The 16,205-nt window shown below is 74.0% G+C and carries 14 protein-coding genes; 11 read left to right on the forward strand and 3 right to left on the reverse strand.

Features of this window, described 5'->3' with window-relative positions; all coding sequences use genetic code 11:
- Positions 1–1,717 (reverse strand): protein-disulfide reductase DsbD domain-containing protein (locus tag ABD067_RS09535; protein WP_343895013.1); only part of this gene is annotated, 1,717 nt, incomplete at its 3' end.
- Between the two features lie 85 nt (positions 1,718–1,802).
- Positions 1,803–2,009 (reverse strand): dodecin family protein, encoded by a 207-nt coding sequence (locus ABD067_RS09540; RefSeq protein WP_343895014.1) that lies wholly within the window; start codon positions 2,007–2,009, stop codon positions 1,803–1,805.
- Between the two features lie 114 nt (positions 2,010–2,123).
- Here ABD067_RS09540 and hrpB point away from each other — a divergent pair, with 114 nt between their 5' ends.
- The 6 genes from hrpB to ABD067_RS09570 all read left to right on the forward strand — a co-directional run bounded on the left by hrpB (position 2,124) and on the right by ABD067_RS09570 (position 10,024).
- Positions 2,124–4,625 carry an ATP-dependent helicase HrpB gene (gene hrpB, locus ABD067_RS09545; protein ID WP_343895015.1) on the forward strand — a complete coding sequence of 834 codons (2,502 nt, stop codon included), beginning with the start codon at positions 2,124–2,126 and terminating at the stop codon, positions 4,623–4,625.
- Positions 4,626–4,722: 97 nt separating this feature from the next.
- The gene (locus ABD067_RS09550; protein WP_343895017.1) at positions 4,723–5,838 is read left to right on the forward strand and encodes a trypsin-like peptidase domain-containing protein; all 1,116 of its coding nucleotides are present in this window, start codon (positions 4,723–4,725) and stop codon (positions 5,836–5,838) included.
- Between the two features lie 25 nt (positions 5,839–5,863).
- The gene (locus ABD067_RS09555; RefSeq protein ID WP_343895018.1) at positions 5,864–6,544 is read left to right on the forward strand and encodes a response regulator transcription factor; all 681 of its coding nucleotides are present in this window, start codon (positions 5,864–5,866) and stop codon (positions 6,542–6,544) included.
- A gap of 31 nt (positions 6,545–6,575) precedes the next feature.
- Complete coding sequence (locus tag ABD067_RS09560) at positions 6,576–8,198, forward strand: sensor histidine kinase (protein ID WP_343895019.1); 1,623 nt, start codon at positions 6,576–6,578, stop codon at positions 8,196–8,198.
- Positions 8,199–8,258: 60 nt separating this feature from the next.
- A complete protein-coding gene (locus tag ABD067_RS09565) occupies positions 8,259–8,573 on the forward strand; it encodes a hypothetical protein (protein WP_343895020.1) in 315 nt (104 codons plus the stop codon).
- Positions 8,574–9,238: 665 nt separating this feature from the next.
- A complete protein-coding gene (locus ABD067_RS09570; RefSeq protein WP_343895022.1) occupies positions 9,239–10,024 on the forward strand; it encodes a class II aldolase/adducin family protein in 786 nt (261 codons plus the stop codon).
- A gap of 11 nt (positions 10,025–10,035) precedes the next feature.
- Here ABD067_RS09570 and ABD067_RS09575 read toward each other — a convergent pair whose 3' ends face one another.
- A complete protein-coding gene (locus ABD067_RS09575; RefSeq protein WP_343895023.1) occupies positions 10,036–10,629 on the reverse strand; it encodes a DUF6455 family protein in 594 nt (197 codons plus the stop codon).
- 287 nt (positions 10,630–10,916) lie between these two features.
- Here ABD067_RS09575 and ABD067_RS09580 point away from each other — a divergent pair, with 287 nt between their 5' ends.
- From ABD067_RS09580 to ABD067_RS09600, 5 genes are all read left to right on the forward strand, one after another.
- Entirely contained in the window at positions 10,917–11,933 is a 1,017-nt protein-coding gene (locus tag ABD067_RS09580; RefSeq protein ID WP_343895024.1) for a D-2-hydroxyacid dehydrogenase, read from the forward strand.
- A 75-nt stretch (positions 11,934–12,008) separates the two neighbouring features.
- On the forward strand, positions 12,009–13,544 hold the full coding sequence (locus ABD067_RS09585) for a replicative DNA helicase (protein WP_343895025.1): 1,536 nt from the start codon (positions 12,009–12,011) through the stop codon (positions 13,542–13,544).
- Positions 13,522–14,616 (forward strand): alanine racemase, encoded by a 1,095-nt coding sequence (gene alr / locus ABD067_RS09590; protein ID WP_343895051.1) that lies wholly within the window; start codon positions 13,522–13,524, stop codon positions 14,614–14,616. The genes ABD067_RS09585 and alr overlap by 23 nt, the downstream gene beginning before the upstream one ends.
- A complete protein-coding gene (locus ABD067_RS09595; RefSeq protein WP_343895027.1) occupies positions 14,616–15,404 on the forward strand; it encodes an MlaE family ABC transporter permease in 789 nt (262 codons plus the stop codon). The genes alr and ABD067_RS09595 overlap by 1 nt, the downstream gene beginning before the upstream one ends.
- Positions 15,401–16,183 (forward strand): ABC transporter ATP-binding protein, encoded by a 783-nt coding sequence (locus tag ABD067_RS09600; RefSeq protein WP_343895028.1) that lies wholly within the window; start codon positions 15,401–15,403, stop codon positions 16,181–16,183. The genes ABD067_RS09595 and ABD067_RS09600 overlap by 4 nt, the downstream gene beginning before the upstream one ends.
- Positions 16,184–16,205 lie beyond the last annotated feature (22 nt).

Consider the following 16,205-nt stretch of genomic DNA (forward strand, 5'->3'; position numbering starts at 1 on the left):
CCAGCGCCGGCAGCAGCGCCGCCGCCCCGAGCAAGGCGGCCCGCGCCGCCGGCCGCGCCGCCCGCCACCCGCCGCCGGCCTCGCGCTGCGCCTGCCCGAGCGCCCAGGCGGCGAAGCCGAGCAGCACCGCGCCGGCCAGCAGCAACGCCAGCCCTTCCGGCCCCGCCTGCTGCGACAGCACCCAGGCCAGCCACGCGGCGGCGCCGTACATCGGGAAGGCCAGCGCGCCGCGCAGCCGCTCCATCCAAGGGCCAGGCCGCGGCAGCCGCCGCGCGAGCCCCGGGAACACACCGAGCAGGGCCTGCGGCGCCGCCAGCCCGAGGCCGAGCGCGGCGAAGACCGCGAGCGCCGCCGCCGGCGGCATGGCCATCGCCGCGGCCACCGCCGCCGCCATGAACGGCGCCGTGCAAGGCGTCGCCACCAGCACCGCCAGCGCGCCCGTGGCGAAGCTGCCCGCGTGGCCGCCGCGCCGCGCCAGCGAGCCGCCCGCGCCCGTCGCCGCCCCGCCGCCCACGGCGAACACGCCCGAAAGGTTCAGCCCCACCGCCAGCATCAGCCACGCCATGGCGGCGACGAAGGCGGGCGCGGTGAACTGGAATCCCCAGCCCGCCGCCGCGCCGGCCGCGCGCAGCCCGACCAGCGCGCCGCCCAGCAGGAGGAAGGTCGCCAGCACGCCGAGCGTGTAGCTCGCCGCGTGGGCGCGCACCTCGCCCAGCGCCGCGCCGGACAAGCGCGCCAAGCCCATCGCCTTCATCGCCAGGATGGGGAAGACGCAGGGCATCAGGTTCAGCAGCAGCCCGCCCACGAAGGCCAAGGCGAGGGCCCGCGGCAGCGCCGTCGCGTCCGCCGCCGGGGCGGCGCCCTCCGGCACGGCGCCCGTGACCGGCGCCGACACGGCGTAGGCCGTGCGCCGGCCGGCGGAGTCGGTCAGCGCGACGACGCCGGCGAGTTCCGCCGCCCCGGGGGCGCCTTCCGGCCGGGACAGCCGCAGCACGAGGTCGCCGCCGCGGAAGGAGAGGGCCTGCGGCGCCGCGTTGTCGATCAACCCGCCCGTTTCGGGGAAGAAGAAGGCGTCGCGCACCGTTGCCGTGGAGAAGTCGCCTCCCGCCAGGGCCAAGCTCCCGGCGTTCCCGCCCAGCCCCGCCCGCGCCGGCCAGGGCGAGGGCCGCGGTTTGGCGGCCTCGGCGGCGGCGAAGAGCGGCGCCAGCGCCGGGTCGGGCCGCGGCGACGCCGCCGCCACCGGCAGTTCCAGGCGGAAGCGCCCCTCCTCCGGGATGCAGAGCTGCTCGCAGACCAGCCAAGTGGCTTCGGCCTCGATTGCGAAGCGCCCGCCGGGCGCCAGATCGGCCGGCGGCGTCACCGCCAGCGGCAGCAGCACCTCGCCCTTGTAGCCGAAATTCACCAGCGGCCCGTAGGGGATGCGGTCCGGCGCCGGCCACTCGACCGGCCCGGCCGAGGCGCCCTCGGGCAAGGACAGCGCAAGCTCGGGCGCCGCCCCGGCGTCGCCCGCGTTCTTCCAATAGGTGTGCCAGCCCGGCGCCAAGCGCAGCCGCAGCCCCGCCCGGAACGGCTGGCCGGGCTCCACCGCGTCCGCCTCCGCCACCAGCGTCGCCGTCGCGCGCGGTGAGCGCACGGCCCCGCTCTCCGCCGCCCCCGCGGGGGCGGCGAGCGCGAGCAAGAGGGCCAGCAACGGCGACAGGAGGCGGAACCGGGGCATCGCGCCCCATAGAACGGGACGCGGCGTCCCCGGGGCAAGCCCCGTCTCGGCCGTCCCGCCCCGGACCGGCCCGGCCCCGCGCCGCTCAGCTCTTCTCGATGACGAACGAGACCTTCGCGTTGATGCGGAAGTTCTTGACCTTGTCGTTCTCGACCGTGGCCTGGAAGTTGTCGACGTAAACGGAACTGACGCCGCGCACGGTCTTGGTCGCCTCCGCGACGGCCTGCCGCGCCGCGTCTTCCCAGCTCTGCTCGGACTCGGCGAGCAGTTCGATGACCTTCACGACAGCCATGGACCCCTCCCTCGTTCCGGCCCATCGGACCGACCCAGACGGGCCACCATCGCGAACGACGGGCGCCGCGCCTGGTTGCGGCCCGGGCGCCGCGCCGACTACAGCACGCCCGCGATGCCGGACCTCCCCGATCCAACCATCGGCCTGCCCGTGCGGGAGGCGCTGCCGGCCCTCCTTTCGGCCCTGCGCGAAGGCCCGAACGCCGTGCTCGTCGCCCCGCCCGGCGCCGGCAAGACCACCCTCGTGCCCCTGGTCCTGCGCGACGAGCCCTGGGCCGCCGACGGCAAGATCCTGGTGCTGGAGCCCCGCCGCGTCGCCGCCCGCGCCGCCGCCCGGCGCATGGCGGATTTGGTCGGCGAGGACGCGCCCGGCGGCACGGTCGGCCTCGCCACCCGCCTCGACCGCGCCGTCTCCGCCGCGACGCGCGTGGAGGTGGTCACGGAAGGGCTCCTGGTCCGCCGCCTGCAATCCGACCCCGGCCTGGAGGGCGTGGCGGCGGTGCTGTTCGACGAGGCGCACGAACGCAACCTCGACACCGACCTCGCCCTCGCGCTGTGCCTCGACCTCCAGCGCGCCCTGCGGCCGGAACTGCGGCTCCTGGCCATGTCGGCCACCATCGACGGCGCCGCCTTCGCCCGCCTCCTCGGCGACTGCCCCGTGGTGGAGAGCCTCGGCCGCGCCTTTCCGGTGGCGGTCGAGCACCGCCCCCGCGACCTGACGGACCCGCGCGACCTGCCGGAAGCGATGGCCGGCGCGATCCGGGCCGCCCTGTCCGCGCACGGGGGCGACGTGCTCGCCTTCCTCCCCGGCTGGGGCGAGATCCGCCGCACGACGGAGCGCCTGTCCGGCGTGGCGGCCGAGGTGCTGCCGCTCCACGGCAAGATGCCGCCCGCCGAGCAGGACCGCGCGCTCAACCCGAGCACGCGCCGCAAGGTCGTGCTCGCCACCTCCATCGCCGAAACCTCGCTCACCGTGCCCGGCGTCCGGATCGTGGTGGACGGCGGCTTCCGCCGCGCCCCGCGCCTCGACCCCGCGACCGGCCTGTCGCGCCTCGCCACCGTCCGCGTCTCCCGCGCCGCCGCCGAGCAGCGCGCCGGCCGGGCCGGCCGCACCGCGCCGGGCGTGGCGATCCGGCTCTGGACCGCGGCGCTGCACCGCGGCCTCGCCCCCCAGGACCGGCCGGAGATCCTGGAAGCCGAGCTGTCCGGCCTGGCGCTCGACCTCGCCGCTTGGGGCGCCGAACCGGAAGCGCTCTCCTTCCTCGATCCGCCGCCCGCGGGCGCGGTGGCCGCCGCGCGCGCCCTGCTGCGCGACCTCGACGCGCTCGACGCCGGGGGCGCCATCACGCCCACGGGCCGGCGCATGGCGCGGCTCGGCGCCCACCCGCGCCTCGCCCGGACGATGCTGGCCGCCGAAACGGAAGGCGAGCGCGCCCTCGCCGCCGACCTCGCCGCGCTTCTGGAGGAGCGCGACCCCATCCGCGGGCGCGAGGCGCCGAGCAGCATCGCCCTCCGCCTGGACCTCATCCGCGGACGCGGCAACGGCGGAGCGGATGCCGACCGCGGCGCCCTGCACCGCATCGGCCGCGCCGCCGCGCTCCACCGCCGCCGCCTCGGCGTTCGTGGCGACCCGGAGCCGGAAGGCGACGCCGGCGCCCTGCTCGCCGCCGGCTTCCCCGACCGCATCGCCGCCAAGCGCGGCGTCATGGACGGCGCCTTCCGCCTCGCCGGCGGCATGGGCGCGCGCCTGCCCGCGACCGACCCGCTCGCCAAATCGCCGCTGCTCGCCGTCGCCGACCTCGACCTCCGCGGCACCGACGCCCGCATCCGCATGGCCGCGCCGCTGGGCCGCGAAGCGCTCGAAGCGCGCTTCCCCGACCGCTTCGTGCGCGAGGAAGGCGCCGCCTTCGACGCCCGCGCCGGCGGCGTGCTCGCCCGCCGCCGCCTGCGCTTCGGCCCGCTGGTGCTGGAAGAAGAGCCGATCCCCGCCGCCGATCCGGCCGTGCTCGCCTCCGCCCTCGCCGCGGCCGTCGCCGAGCGCGGCCTGCGCGACCTGCCCTGGAAGGACGCCGCGCGGCAGGTCCAGGCACGGGTCGGCTGGATGCGGAAGGCCGAAGGCGAGGCCGTTTGGCCCGACCTTGCCGACGGCGCGCTGGCGGCGACCGTCCAGGACTGGCTCGCCCCGCACCTCCACGGGCGCACGCGCCTTTCGGAGTTGGCCGCGCTCGACCTCCCGGCGATCCTGCTCGGCGCGCTCGATTGGGACGCGCGCCGGAGGCTCGACGCCGCGCTGCCCGCCCGCGTCCCGCTGCCCGCCGGCCGCTCCGCCGCCGTGGACTACGCCCGCGAGGTGCCGACGCTCGAAGCGCGCGCGCAGCACCTCTACGGCATGGCCGCGCTGCCGCCGCTCGCCAGGGGCCGCGTGCCCCTCCAGGCGGCGGTGCTCTCGCCGGCCGGCCGGCCGGTCGCCGTCACCGGCGATCTGGCGGGATTCTGGCGCGGCGGCTGGGCGGAGGTGCGGAAGGAGATGCGGGGCCGCTACCCCAAGCACGCGTGGCCCGACGATCCTGCAACAGCCGCGGCAGAAATGCCACGGACGGGTCGGGGCGGAGGTTGAACGGCCGCATGCAGCGTACCAGTCTCCTGTTACAAATACTTCACCCCGGATCGCCGCCGCCATCGGTGCGAGTCCCAGGCCGAGGATGCACCACCGGATGCCTTCGACTCTCGCGCGCCGTCCATTGGGCCTCGGACTCACCGCCTTGCTGCTGTCCGGCTGCGTCCAGGCCCGCGCCCAGAGGGGCTTCTTCGGCGGCGGCGGGGGCGGCGTGCCGGACTTCGCGGACCTCGCCGAGCAGGTGCTGCCGTCCGTGGTCAACATCGCCGTCACCGGCGAAACGCGCGGGGAGATCCCCATCCCGCCCGAGCTGCGCGGCACCCCCTTCGAGCGGCAGTTCCGCGAGCGCTTCCGCGGCCGGCGGCAGGAAACGGTGGGCGCCGGCTCCGGCTTCGTCATCGACCCGGCCGGCTTCGTCGTCACCAACAACCATGTGGTCGGCAGCGCCAGCCGGGTGGTGGTGTCCCTGCAGGACGGTTCGGAACTCCCCGCGCGGGTGGTCGGCACGGACGAGCTGACCGACCTCGCCCTGCTGCGCATCGAGGCGGGCCGCCAACTGCCGGCCGTCACCTGGGGCTCCTCGACGCGGGCGCGCGTGGGCTCCTGGGTGATGGCGGCGGGCAACCCCTTCGGCCTCGGCGGCTCCGTCACCAGCGGCATCATCTCGGCGCGCGGGCGGGAGATCGGCGCCGGCCCGTTCGACGACTTCCTCCAGACCGACGCCGCCATCAACCCGGGCAACTCCGGCGGGCCGGTGTTCAACATGGCCGGCGAGGTGATCGGCATCTCCACCGCCATCTACTCGCCCTCCGGCGCCAACGCCGGCATCGGCTTCGCCACGCCCTCCGACCTCGCGCGGCCGGTGATCGAGCAGCTCCGGCGCGACGGCCGGGTGGAGCGGGGCTGGCTCGGCGTGTCGGTGCAGGACGTGGTGCCCGAGGAAGCGCGCGGCGCCGGCGCCAGCGGCGCCCGGCGCGGCGTGCTGGTGGCGGGCGTGGAGCGCAACAGCCCCGCGGGCCGCGCCGGGCTGCGCCAGGGCGACCTGGTGGTCGCCATGAACGGCGAGCCCATCAGCACCTCCCGCGCCCTGGTCCGCAACGTCGCCGCGCTGCCGCCGGGGCAGACCATGCAGCTCACCGTGTTGAGGGAAGGGCGCCAGCTCAACTTGCCCGTGCAGGTGGGCCGCCGGCCCGGCACGCCGGGCCAGGGCTGACCCACAAGGGGCGGAGACGACGACGATGCGCATCCTGCTGGTGGAGGACGACGCCGAGGTCGCCCGCTTCGTGAAAAAGGGGCTGCAAGAGGCCGGGCACACCGTGGAGCACGCGGTCAACGGCCGCGACGGGCTGTTCCTGGCCGCGTCCGAGCAGTTCGACCTGATGGTGCTGGACCGGATGCTCCCCGGCGGGGTGGACGGCGTGCGCTTGGTGGAAACGCTGCGCGCCCAAGGCAACCGTGCGCCGGTGATCTTCCTGTCGGCGCTGTCGGCGGTGGACGAGCGCGTGAAGGGGCTGAAGGCCGGCGGCGACGACTACCTGACCAAGCCCTTCGCCTTCGCCGAGTTGCTGGCGCGGGTGGAGGCGTTGGGCCGGCGCCCGTCCGTGGACGCGCCCTCCACCAAGCTCAAGGTGGCGGACCTGGAGCTCGACCTGCTGTCGCGCACCGTGTCGCGCGCCGGCAAGCGCATCGACGTGCAGCCGCGCGAGTTCCGCCTGCTGGAGCACCTGATGCGCCACGCCGGGCAGGTGGTGACGCGGACCATGCTGCTGGAGAAGGTGTGGGACTACCACTTCGACCCGCAGACCAACGTGATCGACGTCCACGTGTCGCGCCTGCGGCAGAAGGTGGACCGCGGCTTCGACGTGCCGCTGATCCACACCATCCGCAACGCCGGGTACATGATCCGCGGCGAGGGCTGAGGGGAACGGCGCGGGAACCGGACGACCGGCGATGGCAACCACCTCCCCACCGGAGAAGACGGCGCCGCCGCCCCCTCCTCCTCCGCCCGCCGTGGCGGAGCCGCCCGCGCCCGGCGACGACGCCGCCGCGCCGCGGCAGAGCGGCGTCGCCGAAGCGGTCGCCGACCAGCTCCGGACAACCCCGGCGGCCGATGCCGAAGCGCCGTCGCCGGGCTTCGCCGCCGGCCTGGGCGCGCGGGCCGGCGCGCTCCGCCCGCCGGGCCTGTTCCGCAGCGCCGGCTTCCGCTTCGCGGCGCTGTTCGCGGCGCTGTTCGCGGCGGCCTCCCTGGTGCTGGTCGGCGCGCTGTGGCTGGTCACGGCCGGCACGCTCGACCGCCAGACCGACATGGCCATCCGCTCCGACGCGCTCGCCCTCGTGGAGCGCTTCCGCGAAGGCGGGACCACGGGGCTCGTCGAGGCCATCGAGGAGCGGCTGGCGGTGGACGTCGAGAACGACAGCATCTACCTGCTCGTCACCGCCGACACCGACCGGCGCCTGGCCGGCAACCTGAACCGCTGGCCCGTCGCGTGGCACCCCACGGAGAACTGGTTCCGCACCCGCGTCGTCCACGACGGCGCCGAGACGCAGGCGCGGCTCTACAAGGTGGAACTGCCCGAGTTGCGCCTGCTGGTCGGCCGCGACGACACGGAGCGGCAGCGCCTCCAGCAACTCCTGACGGAAGGCGCGCTCTCCACCTCGGGCCTCGCGGGGTCGTTAGCCTTCTTCGGCGCTTGGCTGATGCGCCGCGCGATGCAGGCGCGGATGCGGCCGGCCTTCGCCACCGCCGCCGCCATCTCGGCGGGCGACCTGTCGCAGCGCGTCCCGCTCTCCGGCCGGGACGACGAGTTCGACCGCCTGGCGGCGACCATGAACACCATGCTCGACCGCATCGAGACGCTGATGGACGGCGTCCGCGGCGTGTCCGACGCCATCGCCCACGACCTCCGCACGCCGATCGCGCGCGCCCGCGCCAAGCTGGAGGAGGCGCTGGCCAACGCCGGCCGCCCGTCCACCCCGGAGGGCGCGGCGCTGCGGCGGGCGGTGGAGCGCGGCATCGCCGACCTCGACGGCATCGCCCGCATCTTCCGCGCCCTGCTCCGCATCGCCGAGGCCGAGGCCGGCGCCCGCCGCGCCGCCTTCGCCGCCTTCGACCTCGCCCCGGTGCTGGCGGACGCCGGCGAGATCTACGAAGCGGCGGCGGAAGCGCGGGGCTTGCGCCTCGCCACCGACCTGCCCGAAACGCTGGAACTGTCCGGCGACCGCGACCTGCTGCTGCAAGCGGTGGCGAACCTGCTCGACAACGCCATCAAGTTCACGCCGCCCGGTGGGGAGGTGCGCCTGTCCGCCGCCGTGGTGGAAACCGCCGACGGCGGCGCCGGCATCGAGGTGGCGGTGGAGGACGACGGGCCGGGCATGGCGTCCGCCGACCGGGAGCGGGCGGGCCAGCGCTTCTTCCGCGCCGACGAGGCGCGCGCCACGCCGGGCTCGGGCCTCGGCCTCGCGCTGGTGCAGGCGGTGGCGGGTCTCCACAGGGGGGAACTCGTGTTGGAGGACGCCAACTCCGACGGCGCCCCACGCGGGCTGCGAGCTGTGCTCCGCTTGCCCCTATCGTGAAAGAAGAGTCATTTGACACCCACCAAGGGTTGATAAGAGCGCGGGCATCCTCAGCCGCGAATGCGCAGCCCTTTCCACCTCGTGGTGATCGCCGTGCTCACATCCGCCGCTAGCCCCGCGGTGGAAACGGTGCCGCGCGTCATAGATGACACGCCGGAATACTGCCGCAGCTTGGCGACCCGGCTGGCGATGCAACCGGCCGCCCGGCTGGAACCGTCCCGCTCTTTGGGCGAGCAGGGCGTGAAGCTGTGCGGCGAGGGGCACCTCCGCACCGGCGTCACGAAACTCCGCCGCGCGATGCGCGCCGCCACGGGGCCGCGGGCAACGGGCGCCGCCGCAGGGGCGCCGGTGGAAACGCGCGCGGTGACGCGGTGAAGGCGGGCGGGTAGGCGGCGCCTTCGGCGGGGGCGGGAGCCAGCCGCGAGACTTTGCTTGTGCCAACGGCCGCGTGCCGGAATCGAAACGGACATGAGAGTCTTCGCGTCCCTGGCGATGCTCCTTTCTCGACCAAGGCGAACGGCGCGGACGCCCGATGAAACACCGGGGGGCCCAAGGAACAGCTTGCAAAAAAGAACAAAATAGGTACATGGACGCTGGCGCGGACCTCCGCGGGCACGATGACCAGCGCCACGACAGGAGGCCGACCATGTTGTTCCGAAGCGAAGAGATGGTCGGGTCGGCCACATGAGGCCGCCGTTCGCCTTCTCCGCCGCGCCACGGCCCTCGCCGGGACCGGGCACGCCCGCGCGTCCCCGCCTCCCATCGGCACGCGAGGCCTCGCGCGATGAACGCCCCTCGCCGCGGAAGTCCTGGCCCGCAACGCGGGGCACCATGCCATCCCCAGCAGGCGCCGGCGGCGGCGAGTGCGGACCAGCCGCCTACCCATGGCCCGCATTCGCCTGCGGCATTTGTCCGATTCCGGCAATCCGCGCGGCACCAAGCCGCCGCGAACCCCGCCCGTTGCGCCTCTCCCGCCGGCGCGCATGATGCCCCGACGGCTAGGCGCTGCGCGCCGCCCCGCCACCGAGGGAGGCCCGCCCATGCTCGACAGCACCGACTTCCGCGTTCCCTCGATGCGCCACAAGGTCAGCGCCGAGGAATGGCAAGCGCGCCTGGACCTCGCCGCCGCGTACCGGCTGGTGGCGCTCTACGGCATGTCCGACCTGAGCGCGAACCACATCTCCGCCCGCGTTCCCGGCGAGGAGTCCTTCCTCATCAACCCGTATGGGATGCTCTACGAAGAGATCACCGCCTCGTCCCTCATCAAGATCGACCACGAGGGCAACATCCTCCTGAAGCCGGACTTCCCCGGCCAGGACTACGGCGTGAACCGCGCCGGTTTCGTCATCCACTCCGCGATCCACAAGGCCCGGCACGAGATCGCCTGCGTCGCCCACACCCACACCTGGGCGGGCATGGCCGTCTCGGCGCTGGACTGCGGCTTGTTGCCCATCACCCAGACCTCCATGCGCTTCGCCAAGGTCGGCTACCACGACTACCAGGGCGTGGTGCTCGATCTGGAGATGCAGGACGCGCTGGTCCGCGACCTCGGCGACCACGACGCGCTGGTCCTCCGCAACCACGGCCTGCTCGCCTGCGGCCGCACCGTGGCGGAGGCGTTCAACGCCCTGCACCGCCTCGAACTCTCCTGCAAGACGCAGATCGCCGCCATGTCCTGCGGCACCAAGCTGCGCGAGGTGCCGCAGGCGGTGGTGGACGCCACCTTCCGGAACTACCAGCCCAACGTCCGCCGCCCGTTCGGCGTGATGGAATGGCCGGCGATGCTGCGGAAGCTGGACCGCGTCGACCCGTCCTGGCGGGATTGACCGCCCGGCACCTACCGGAGGTGCGGCGACTCCGACGGGCCGCTCCGCTCGAGTTCGGCGAAGAGCGGCGCGTTCGGGCAGAAGGCCGAAGGCGCCTCGGCCCCCGCCGCGCCGGCGAGGAAGCGGCGGCAGCGCCGGGTTTCCGTGCAGGTCGCGCAGCACAGCTCCGCCGCCCGCATCTGGGTCGGGAAGCGCTCCCGCGCCGACGCGCGGTCGAGTCCGAAGTGGTGCAGCGTCCCCGCCATGTAGGTGTCGACGCCCTCGCGCATCCAGCGCGCCGCCACGGGGCCGAGGCGGAGGGCGCGCGCGAGGTGGTCGTCGTCGGCCGGCGGTTCGGCCGCGGCGTCCGGCACGTGGTGGTCCTCCAGGAAGTGGTGCAGCACGAGCCCCAGCTTGGCCGCCGCGCGCGCGTCGCCGCGCCTGCACGCGGCCTCGATGTCGTCGAAGATCATGCGCCGGATCGTGTCCGCGCCTTCCGGCGTCCGGCACAGGCTCCAGCCCATCTCCAAGGCGACGACCTCCGGCAGGTGCTTGATCCTGGCGAGCGCGGAAACCTCTTCCTGGCTGAGGCCGCTCAGCCCCAAGCAATCGTTGTAGGTCAGCATGGCGCCCTCCCGTCTTTTCCCGCCTTTCTAGGGCGGTCCAAGGCGACGGCATTTGATCTCGCGCAAGCTGGCCGACGGGCGGGGCCTCCGGGCGGACGGCGCGAACCCTCCACGACCGGCGGCGGGGGGCCGCTCGCGCTACCGGAACGGAAAAGGTGCGCTGCGCCCGCCGGCGCCCGAACCGCGCCATTCACACCTGAAGGGGTCGGCAAGGCCGAGCAAGGCGGTAAAATGGGGGGAGTGGGGCGGCGCGGCGGGCGCCGCGACCCGTCCCGGAACCCCGGCCCTTGCGCATCCTGCTCTCGGACGCCGCGGCGGAGCGGCACGGAAACGCCATCCGCGCGGCGGCGCCCGGAGCGGAACTGGCGCCGGTGCCGCCGGAAGGCGCCCCGCCCGACACGGCCGGCATCGAGGTCGCGTTCCTGTCGCGCGACGTCTTCGTCGGCGGCACGCGGCAGCGGCTGGCGCCCCGTTTCGTCCGATTCGTGGAACTGGTCCTGGCGGCGCCGGACCTGCGCTGGGTGCAGGGCTTCTCCGCCGGCACCGACCTGCACGTGTACCGATCCATGCTGGCCCGCGGCCTCGTGCTGACCAGCGCCGCCGGCGCCAGCGCTTCGACCGTGGCGCAGACCGCCATCGCCGGCCTCCTGGCGCTCGCGCGCGGCTTCCCCCGGATCGCCGAATCGCAGCGCCGGCGCGAGTGGAGTCCGTTGTCCGGCGGCGGCGCCGAGCCGCGCGACCTCGCCGGCCAGACCGCGCTGGTGGTCGGCACCGGCCCGATCGGCCAGGAGATCGGCCGGCTGTGCCGGGCGCTGGGCCTCCGGGCCGTCGGCGTCCGGCGGGACGCGTCGGCCGGGGTGCCGCCCGGCTTCGACGAGGTCCGGGGCTTCGCCGATTTGTCCGAATCGCTGCCGCGCGCCGACTGGCTGATCCTCGCCTGTCCGCTGACCGAAACGACCTGCGGCCTGTTCGACGCCGCGGCCCTGGCCTTGCTCCCGGACGGAGCGCGGCTGGTGAACGTCTCGCGCGGTGGGGTGGTGGTGGAGGCCGACCTCCTGGCGGCCCTCGAATCGGGGCGCGTCGCCGGCGCCTTCCTCGACGTGTTCACGGCCGAGCCGCTGCCGCCGGACAGCCCCTTCTGGGGCCTGCCCAACGTCATCGTCAGCCCCCACAGCGCCGCCGCTTCCGACGGGCTGGCCGACCGGGTGGCCGCGATCTTTTGCGAGAACCTCGGCCGCTGGCGGCGGGGCGAGCCGCTCCTCAACCGTGTGTCGGCAGACGTGGCCGCCGCACCACGACCCTGAGAGGAGCGGAACGCTCCCCGTTATCCACACTCATCCACATGCTAGTTTGGACTCGGACTGGTTTAGACTCCGGCCATGAACACGATCATCGCGCCCGGATTCGGCGACGGCAACGGCATCCCGGGCGGCGGCCTGCTCGGCCTGTCGCAGCGCGTCCCGCCGCAGAGCCCGCAGGCGGAGCAGGCGCTGCTCGGCGCCCTGCTCGCCAACAACAAGGCCTACGAACAGGTTTCCGAGTTCCTGGCCGCGGAGCACTTCGCCGACCCGATCCACGGCCGCATCTTCCGCGCCATCCAGCGGCGGGTGGAGGCCGGCCAGCTCGCCGACGTCGTCACCCTCCGCCCGGAATTCGAGCACTCCGGCGAGCTGGACGAGGTGGGCGGCCCCGCCTACCTGGCGCAGCTCCTCTCGGCCATGATCGGCATCATCAACGCCGGCGAGTACGGCCGCTTGGTCCACGACTGCTGGCTCCGCCGCCAATTGGTGGACGTGGGCGAGGAGGTGGTGAACCGCGCCTTCGGGGCCGAGGCCGAGCTGGACGGCAAGGGGCAGCTCGAAGCCGCCGAGCAGCGCCTGTTCGATTTGTCCAAGGACGACGGCTCGGGCGGCGGCGTCATCACCTTCGAACGGGCGCTGGCGACGGCGGTGATGGCCGCCGAGCGCGCCTTCTCCACCCCCGGCGGCGTCTCCGGCCTGCCCTCGGGCCTCCGCGACCTGGACGCCAAGACCGGCGGGCTGCACCCCTCCGACCTGGTGATCCTCGCCGGGCGTCCGGGCATGGGCAAGACCGCGCTCGCCACCAAGATCGCCTTCGGCGCCGCGCGCGCCCTGGTGCGGGAAGCGCAGGAGAAGGGGCCGAACGCGGTGCCGAAGGGCGTCGCCGCCTTGTTCTCCCTGGAAATGAGCGCCGACCAGCTCGCCACCCGCCTCTTGTCCGAAGAGGCCCGCATCTCCGGCGACCGCATCCGCCGCGGCGACATCTCCCAGCGCGACTTCGACCGCTTCGTCGAGGTCAGCCGCGAGATGGCGACCATCCCGATCGTCATCGACGATACTCCGGCCATCACCATCTCGGCGCTCCGCACCCGCTGCCGGCGGCTGAAGCGGACGCGGGGGTTGGAACTGGTGGTGGTGGACTACCTCCAGCTCATGCGCCCCGCGGCGGGCACGCGGCCGGAAAGCCGGGTGCTGGAGATCTCGATGATCACCCAGGGCCTCAAAGCCATCGCCAAGGAACTCTCGGTGCCGGTGATCGCGCTGAGCCAGCTTTCCCGCGCGGTGGAGCAGCGCGAGGACAAGAGGCCCCAATTGTCCGATCTGCGCGAATCCGGCTCCATCGAGCAGGACGCCGACATGGTCATGTTCGTGTACCGCGACGACTACTACCTCGCCCAGCGCCAGCCCAAGGAGTTGGCCTTCGACGACAACGGCAAGTTCCAGGACGCCATGCAGAAGTGGCAGACCGACATGGAGCAGGCGCACAACAAGGCGGAGCTGATCATCGCCAAGCAGCGCCACGGACCCACCGGCGCCATCCGCCTGTTCTTCGAGGCCGAGTTCACCCGCTTCGGCGACCTCGACCAGGTGCATTCCCAGGCCGACGCCTATTGAAGCGCGGCTGACCATAGACCTCGCCGCGATCGCGGCGAACTGGCGCCTGCTGCGCGACCTGCACCCGAAGGGCGCGGTCGCCGGGGTGGTGAAGGCGGACGCCTACGGCCTGGGCGCCGCGCGCGTCGGCCCGGCGTTGCGGGACGCGGGTTGCCGCCATTTCTTCGTCGCGCATCTGGCGGAGGGCGTGGCGCTCCGCGAGGCGATCGGGCCGGGGCCGGTGATCGCCGTGCTGAACGGCTTCGTTCCCGATGCCGACGGGGATGCCGGACTGCTGCCGGTGCTGAACGGCCTGCCAGACGTGGAGGCGCACGCCGCCGCGGCGAGGAAGCGGGGCAGGGCGGCCCCGGCCATCCTGCACCTCGACACCGGCATGAGCCGCCTCGGCCTCGACGCGCGGGAGCAGGAGGCCGTCGCGGCGGACCCGTCGCGCCTCGACGGCCTCGACCTGCGCTGGCTGATGACGCACCTCGCCTGCGCCGACGAGCCGGAACACCCGCTGAACGCGGCGCAGGCCGCGCGCTTCGCCGCGATCTGCGCCCGCCTGCCCCCGGGCATCCCGCGCAGCGTCGCCAATTCCTCGGGCATGTTCCTCGGCCCGGCCTTCGCCTCCGACCTCGCCCGACCGGGCTGCGCGCTTCACGGGATCAACCCCACGCCAGGGCGGCCGAACCCGGTGCGGCAGGCGGTGCGGCTGGACGCGCCCGTCCTCCAGGTGCGGGAGATCGCACAGGGCGACACGGTGGGCTATGGCGCAACCTGGGCGGCAACGCGGCCGACGCGGGTGGCCACGGTTGCCGCCGGGTACGCCGATGGCTACCTTCGCGCCCTTTCGGGCCGGGCTTTCGGCGTGTTCGCCGGACGGTCCGTGCCGTTGATCGGCCGGGTATCCATGGACCTCATCGCCTTCGACGCGACCGACGCGCCGGGCCTCGCGCCCGGCGGCGCCATCACCTTGATCGGGCCGGACGGGTTGACGCCGGACGACCTGGCGGCGCGCGCCGGGACCATCGGCTACGAAATCCTGACGTCCCTCGGCAACCGATACCGCCGCGAATACGTCTCGGCTTGATGGCTTCGATCGTATTGGACCCCCTGGCGGCGCTGGGTCGCGCCGCGATCGGCGCTTGCCGCGCGACCGGCGAGGTGGGGCTCTTCGCACTGGAAGCGGCGTCGCACCTGTTCCGCCCGCCCTTCTACTGGCGGCTGTTCTGGCGCGCCTTCGTCGAGATCGCGTGGTTCTCCCTGCCGGTGGTGGCGCTGACGGCGGTGTTCACCGGCATGGTGCTGGCGCTGCAATCCTACACCGGCTTCGCCCGCTTCAACGCCCAGTCCGCCATCGCCAGCGTCGTCGTCATCAGCCTGACGCGCGAGTTGGGGCCGGTGCTGGCGGCGCTGATGGTGGCGGGGCGCATCGGCGCCGCCTTCGCTGCCGAGATCGGCACCATGCGCGTCACCGACCAGATCGACGCGCTGACCACCCTGTCCACCGACCCGATGAAGTACCTCGTCACGCCCCGCATCCTGGCGGCGACGCTGGCCCTGCCGCTGCTGGTGCTGGTGGCGGACATCCTGGGCGTCATGGGCGGCTGGCTGATCGGCACCTACAAGCTCGGCTTCGTCCCGGCCGCCTACCTGAAGTCCACCTTCGACTACCTCGAAACCATGGACGTGGTCTCCGGCCTGGCGAAGGCGGGCGTGTTCGGCTTCGTCATCGGGACGATGGGGACGTGGTGCGGCTACACCAGCCGCGGCGGCGCGCAGGGCGTGGGCGGGGCGACGACGCTCGCGGTGGTGGCCTCGTCCATCCTCATCCTCGCGCTCGACTACGCGCTGACCGAGGTGTTCTTCGCGCGATGAGGGACGGCACGGCGCTCCCCAAGATCCGTCTGCGCGGGCTGCGCAAGGCCTTCGGCGCGAAGCAGGTGCTCGACGGCGTGGACCTCGACGTCGCGGCCCAGCACGGGACGGTGATCCTGGGCGGCTCCGGCTCCGGCAAGTCGGTGACGATCAAGTGCATCCTCGGCCTGATCGAGCCGGACGCGGGCGTGATCGAGATCGACGGGCGCGACGTGCTGCGGATGCCGCGCGGCGAGCGCCGCGAGGTGCTGGACCGCATCGGCATGCTGTTCCAGAACGGCGCCCTGTTCGACAGCCTGCCGGTCTGGGAGAACGTCTGCTTCAAGCTGCTGGCGCAGAAGCGGATCACCCGCGCGGCGGCGCGCGACCGGGCGGCGGAGGTGCTGGGGCAGGTGGGCCTCGCCGCCTCCGTGGGCGACCTCTACCCGGCGGAGCTTTCGGGCGGCATGCAGAAGCGCGTGGCGCTCGCCCGCGCGGTGGCGGCGCGGCCCGACATCGTGTTCTTCGACGAGCCGACCACTGGCCTAGACCCCATCATGGGCTCGGTGATCGACGGGCTGATCGTGGACGTGGTGAAGCGCCTGGGCGCGACGGCGCTCTCCATCACCCACGACATGGCCAGCGCCCGGCGCATCGCCGACACGGCGGCGATGATCCACCACGGCCGCATCGTCTGGACCGGCCCGGCGGCCATGCTGGGCGAGACCGGCAACGCTATGGTGGACCAGTTCGCCAGGGGCGAGCGCGAGGGGCCGATACAGATGGAGTTGCGGCGGTAAGGAAGTGGCTCCCACACATGCC

The sequence above is a fragment of the Craurococcus roseus genome, assembly GCF_039523795.1.
Classification (GTDB): domain Bacteria; phylum Pseudomonadota; class Alphaproteobacteria; order Acetobacterales; family Acetobacteraceae; genus Craurococcus; species Craurococcus roseus.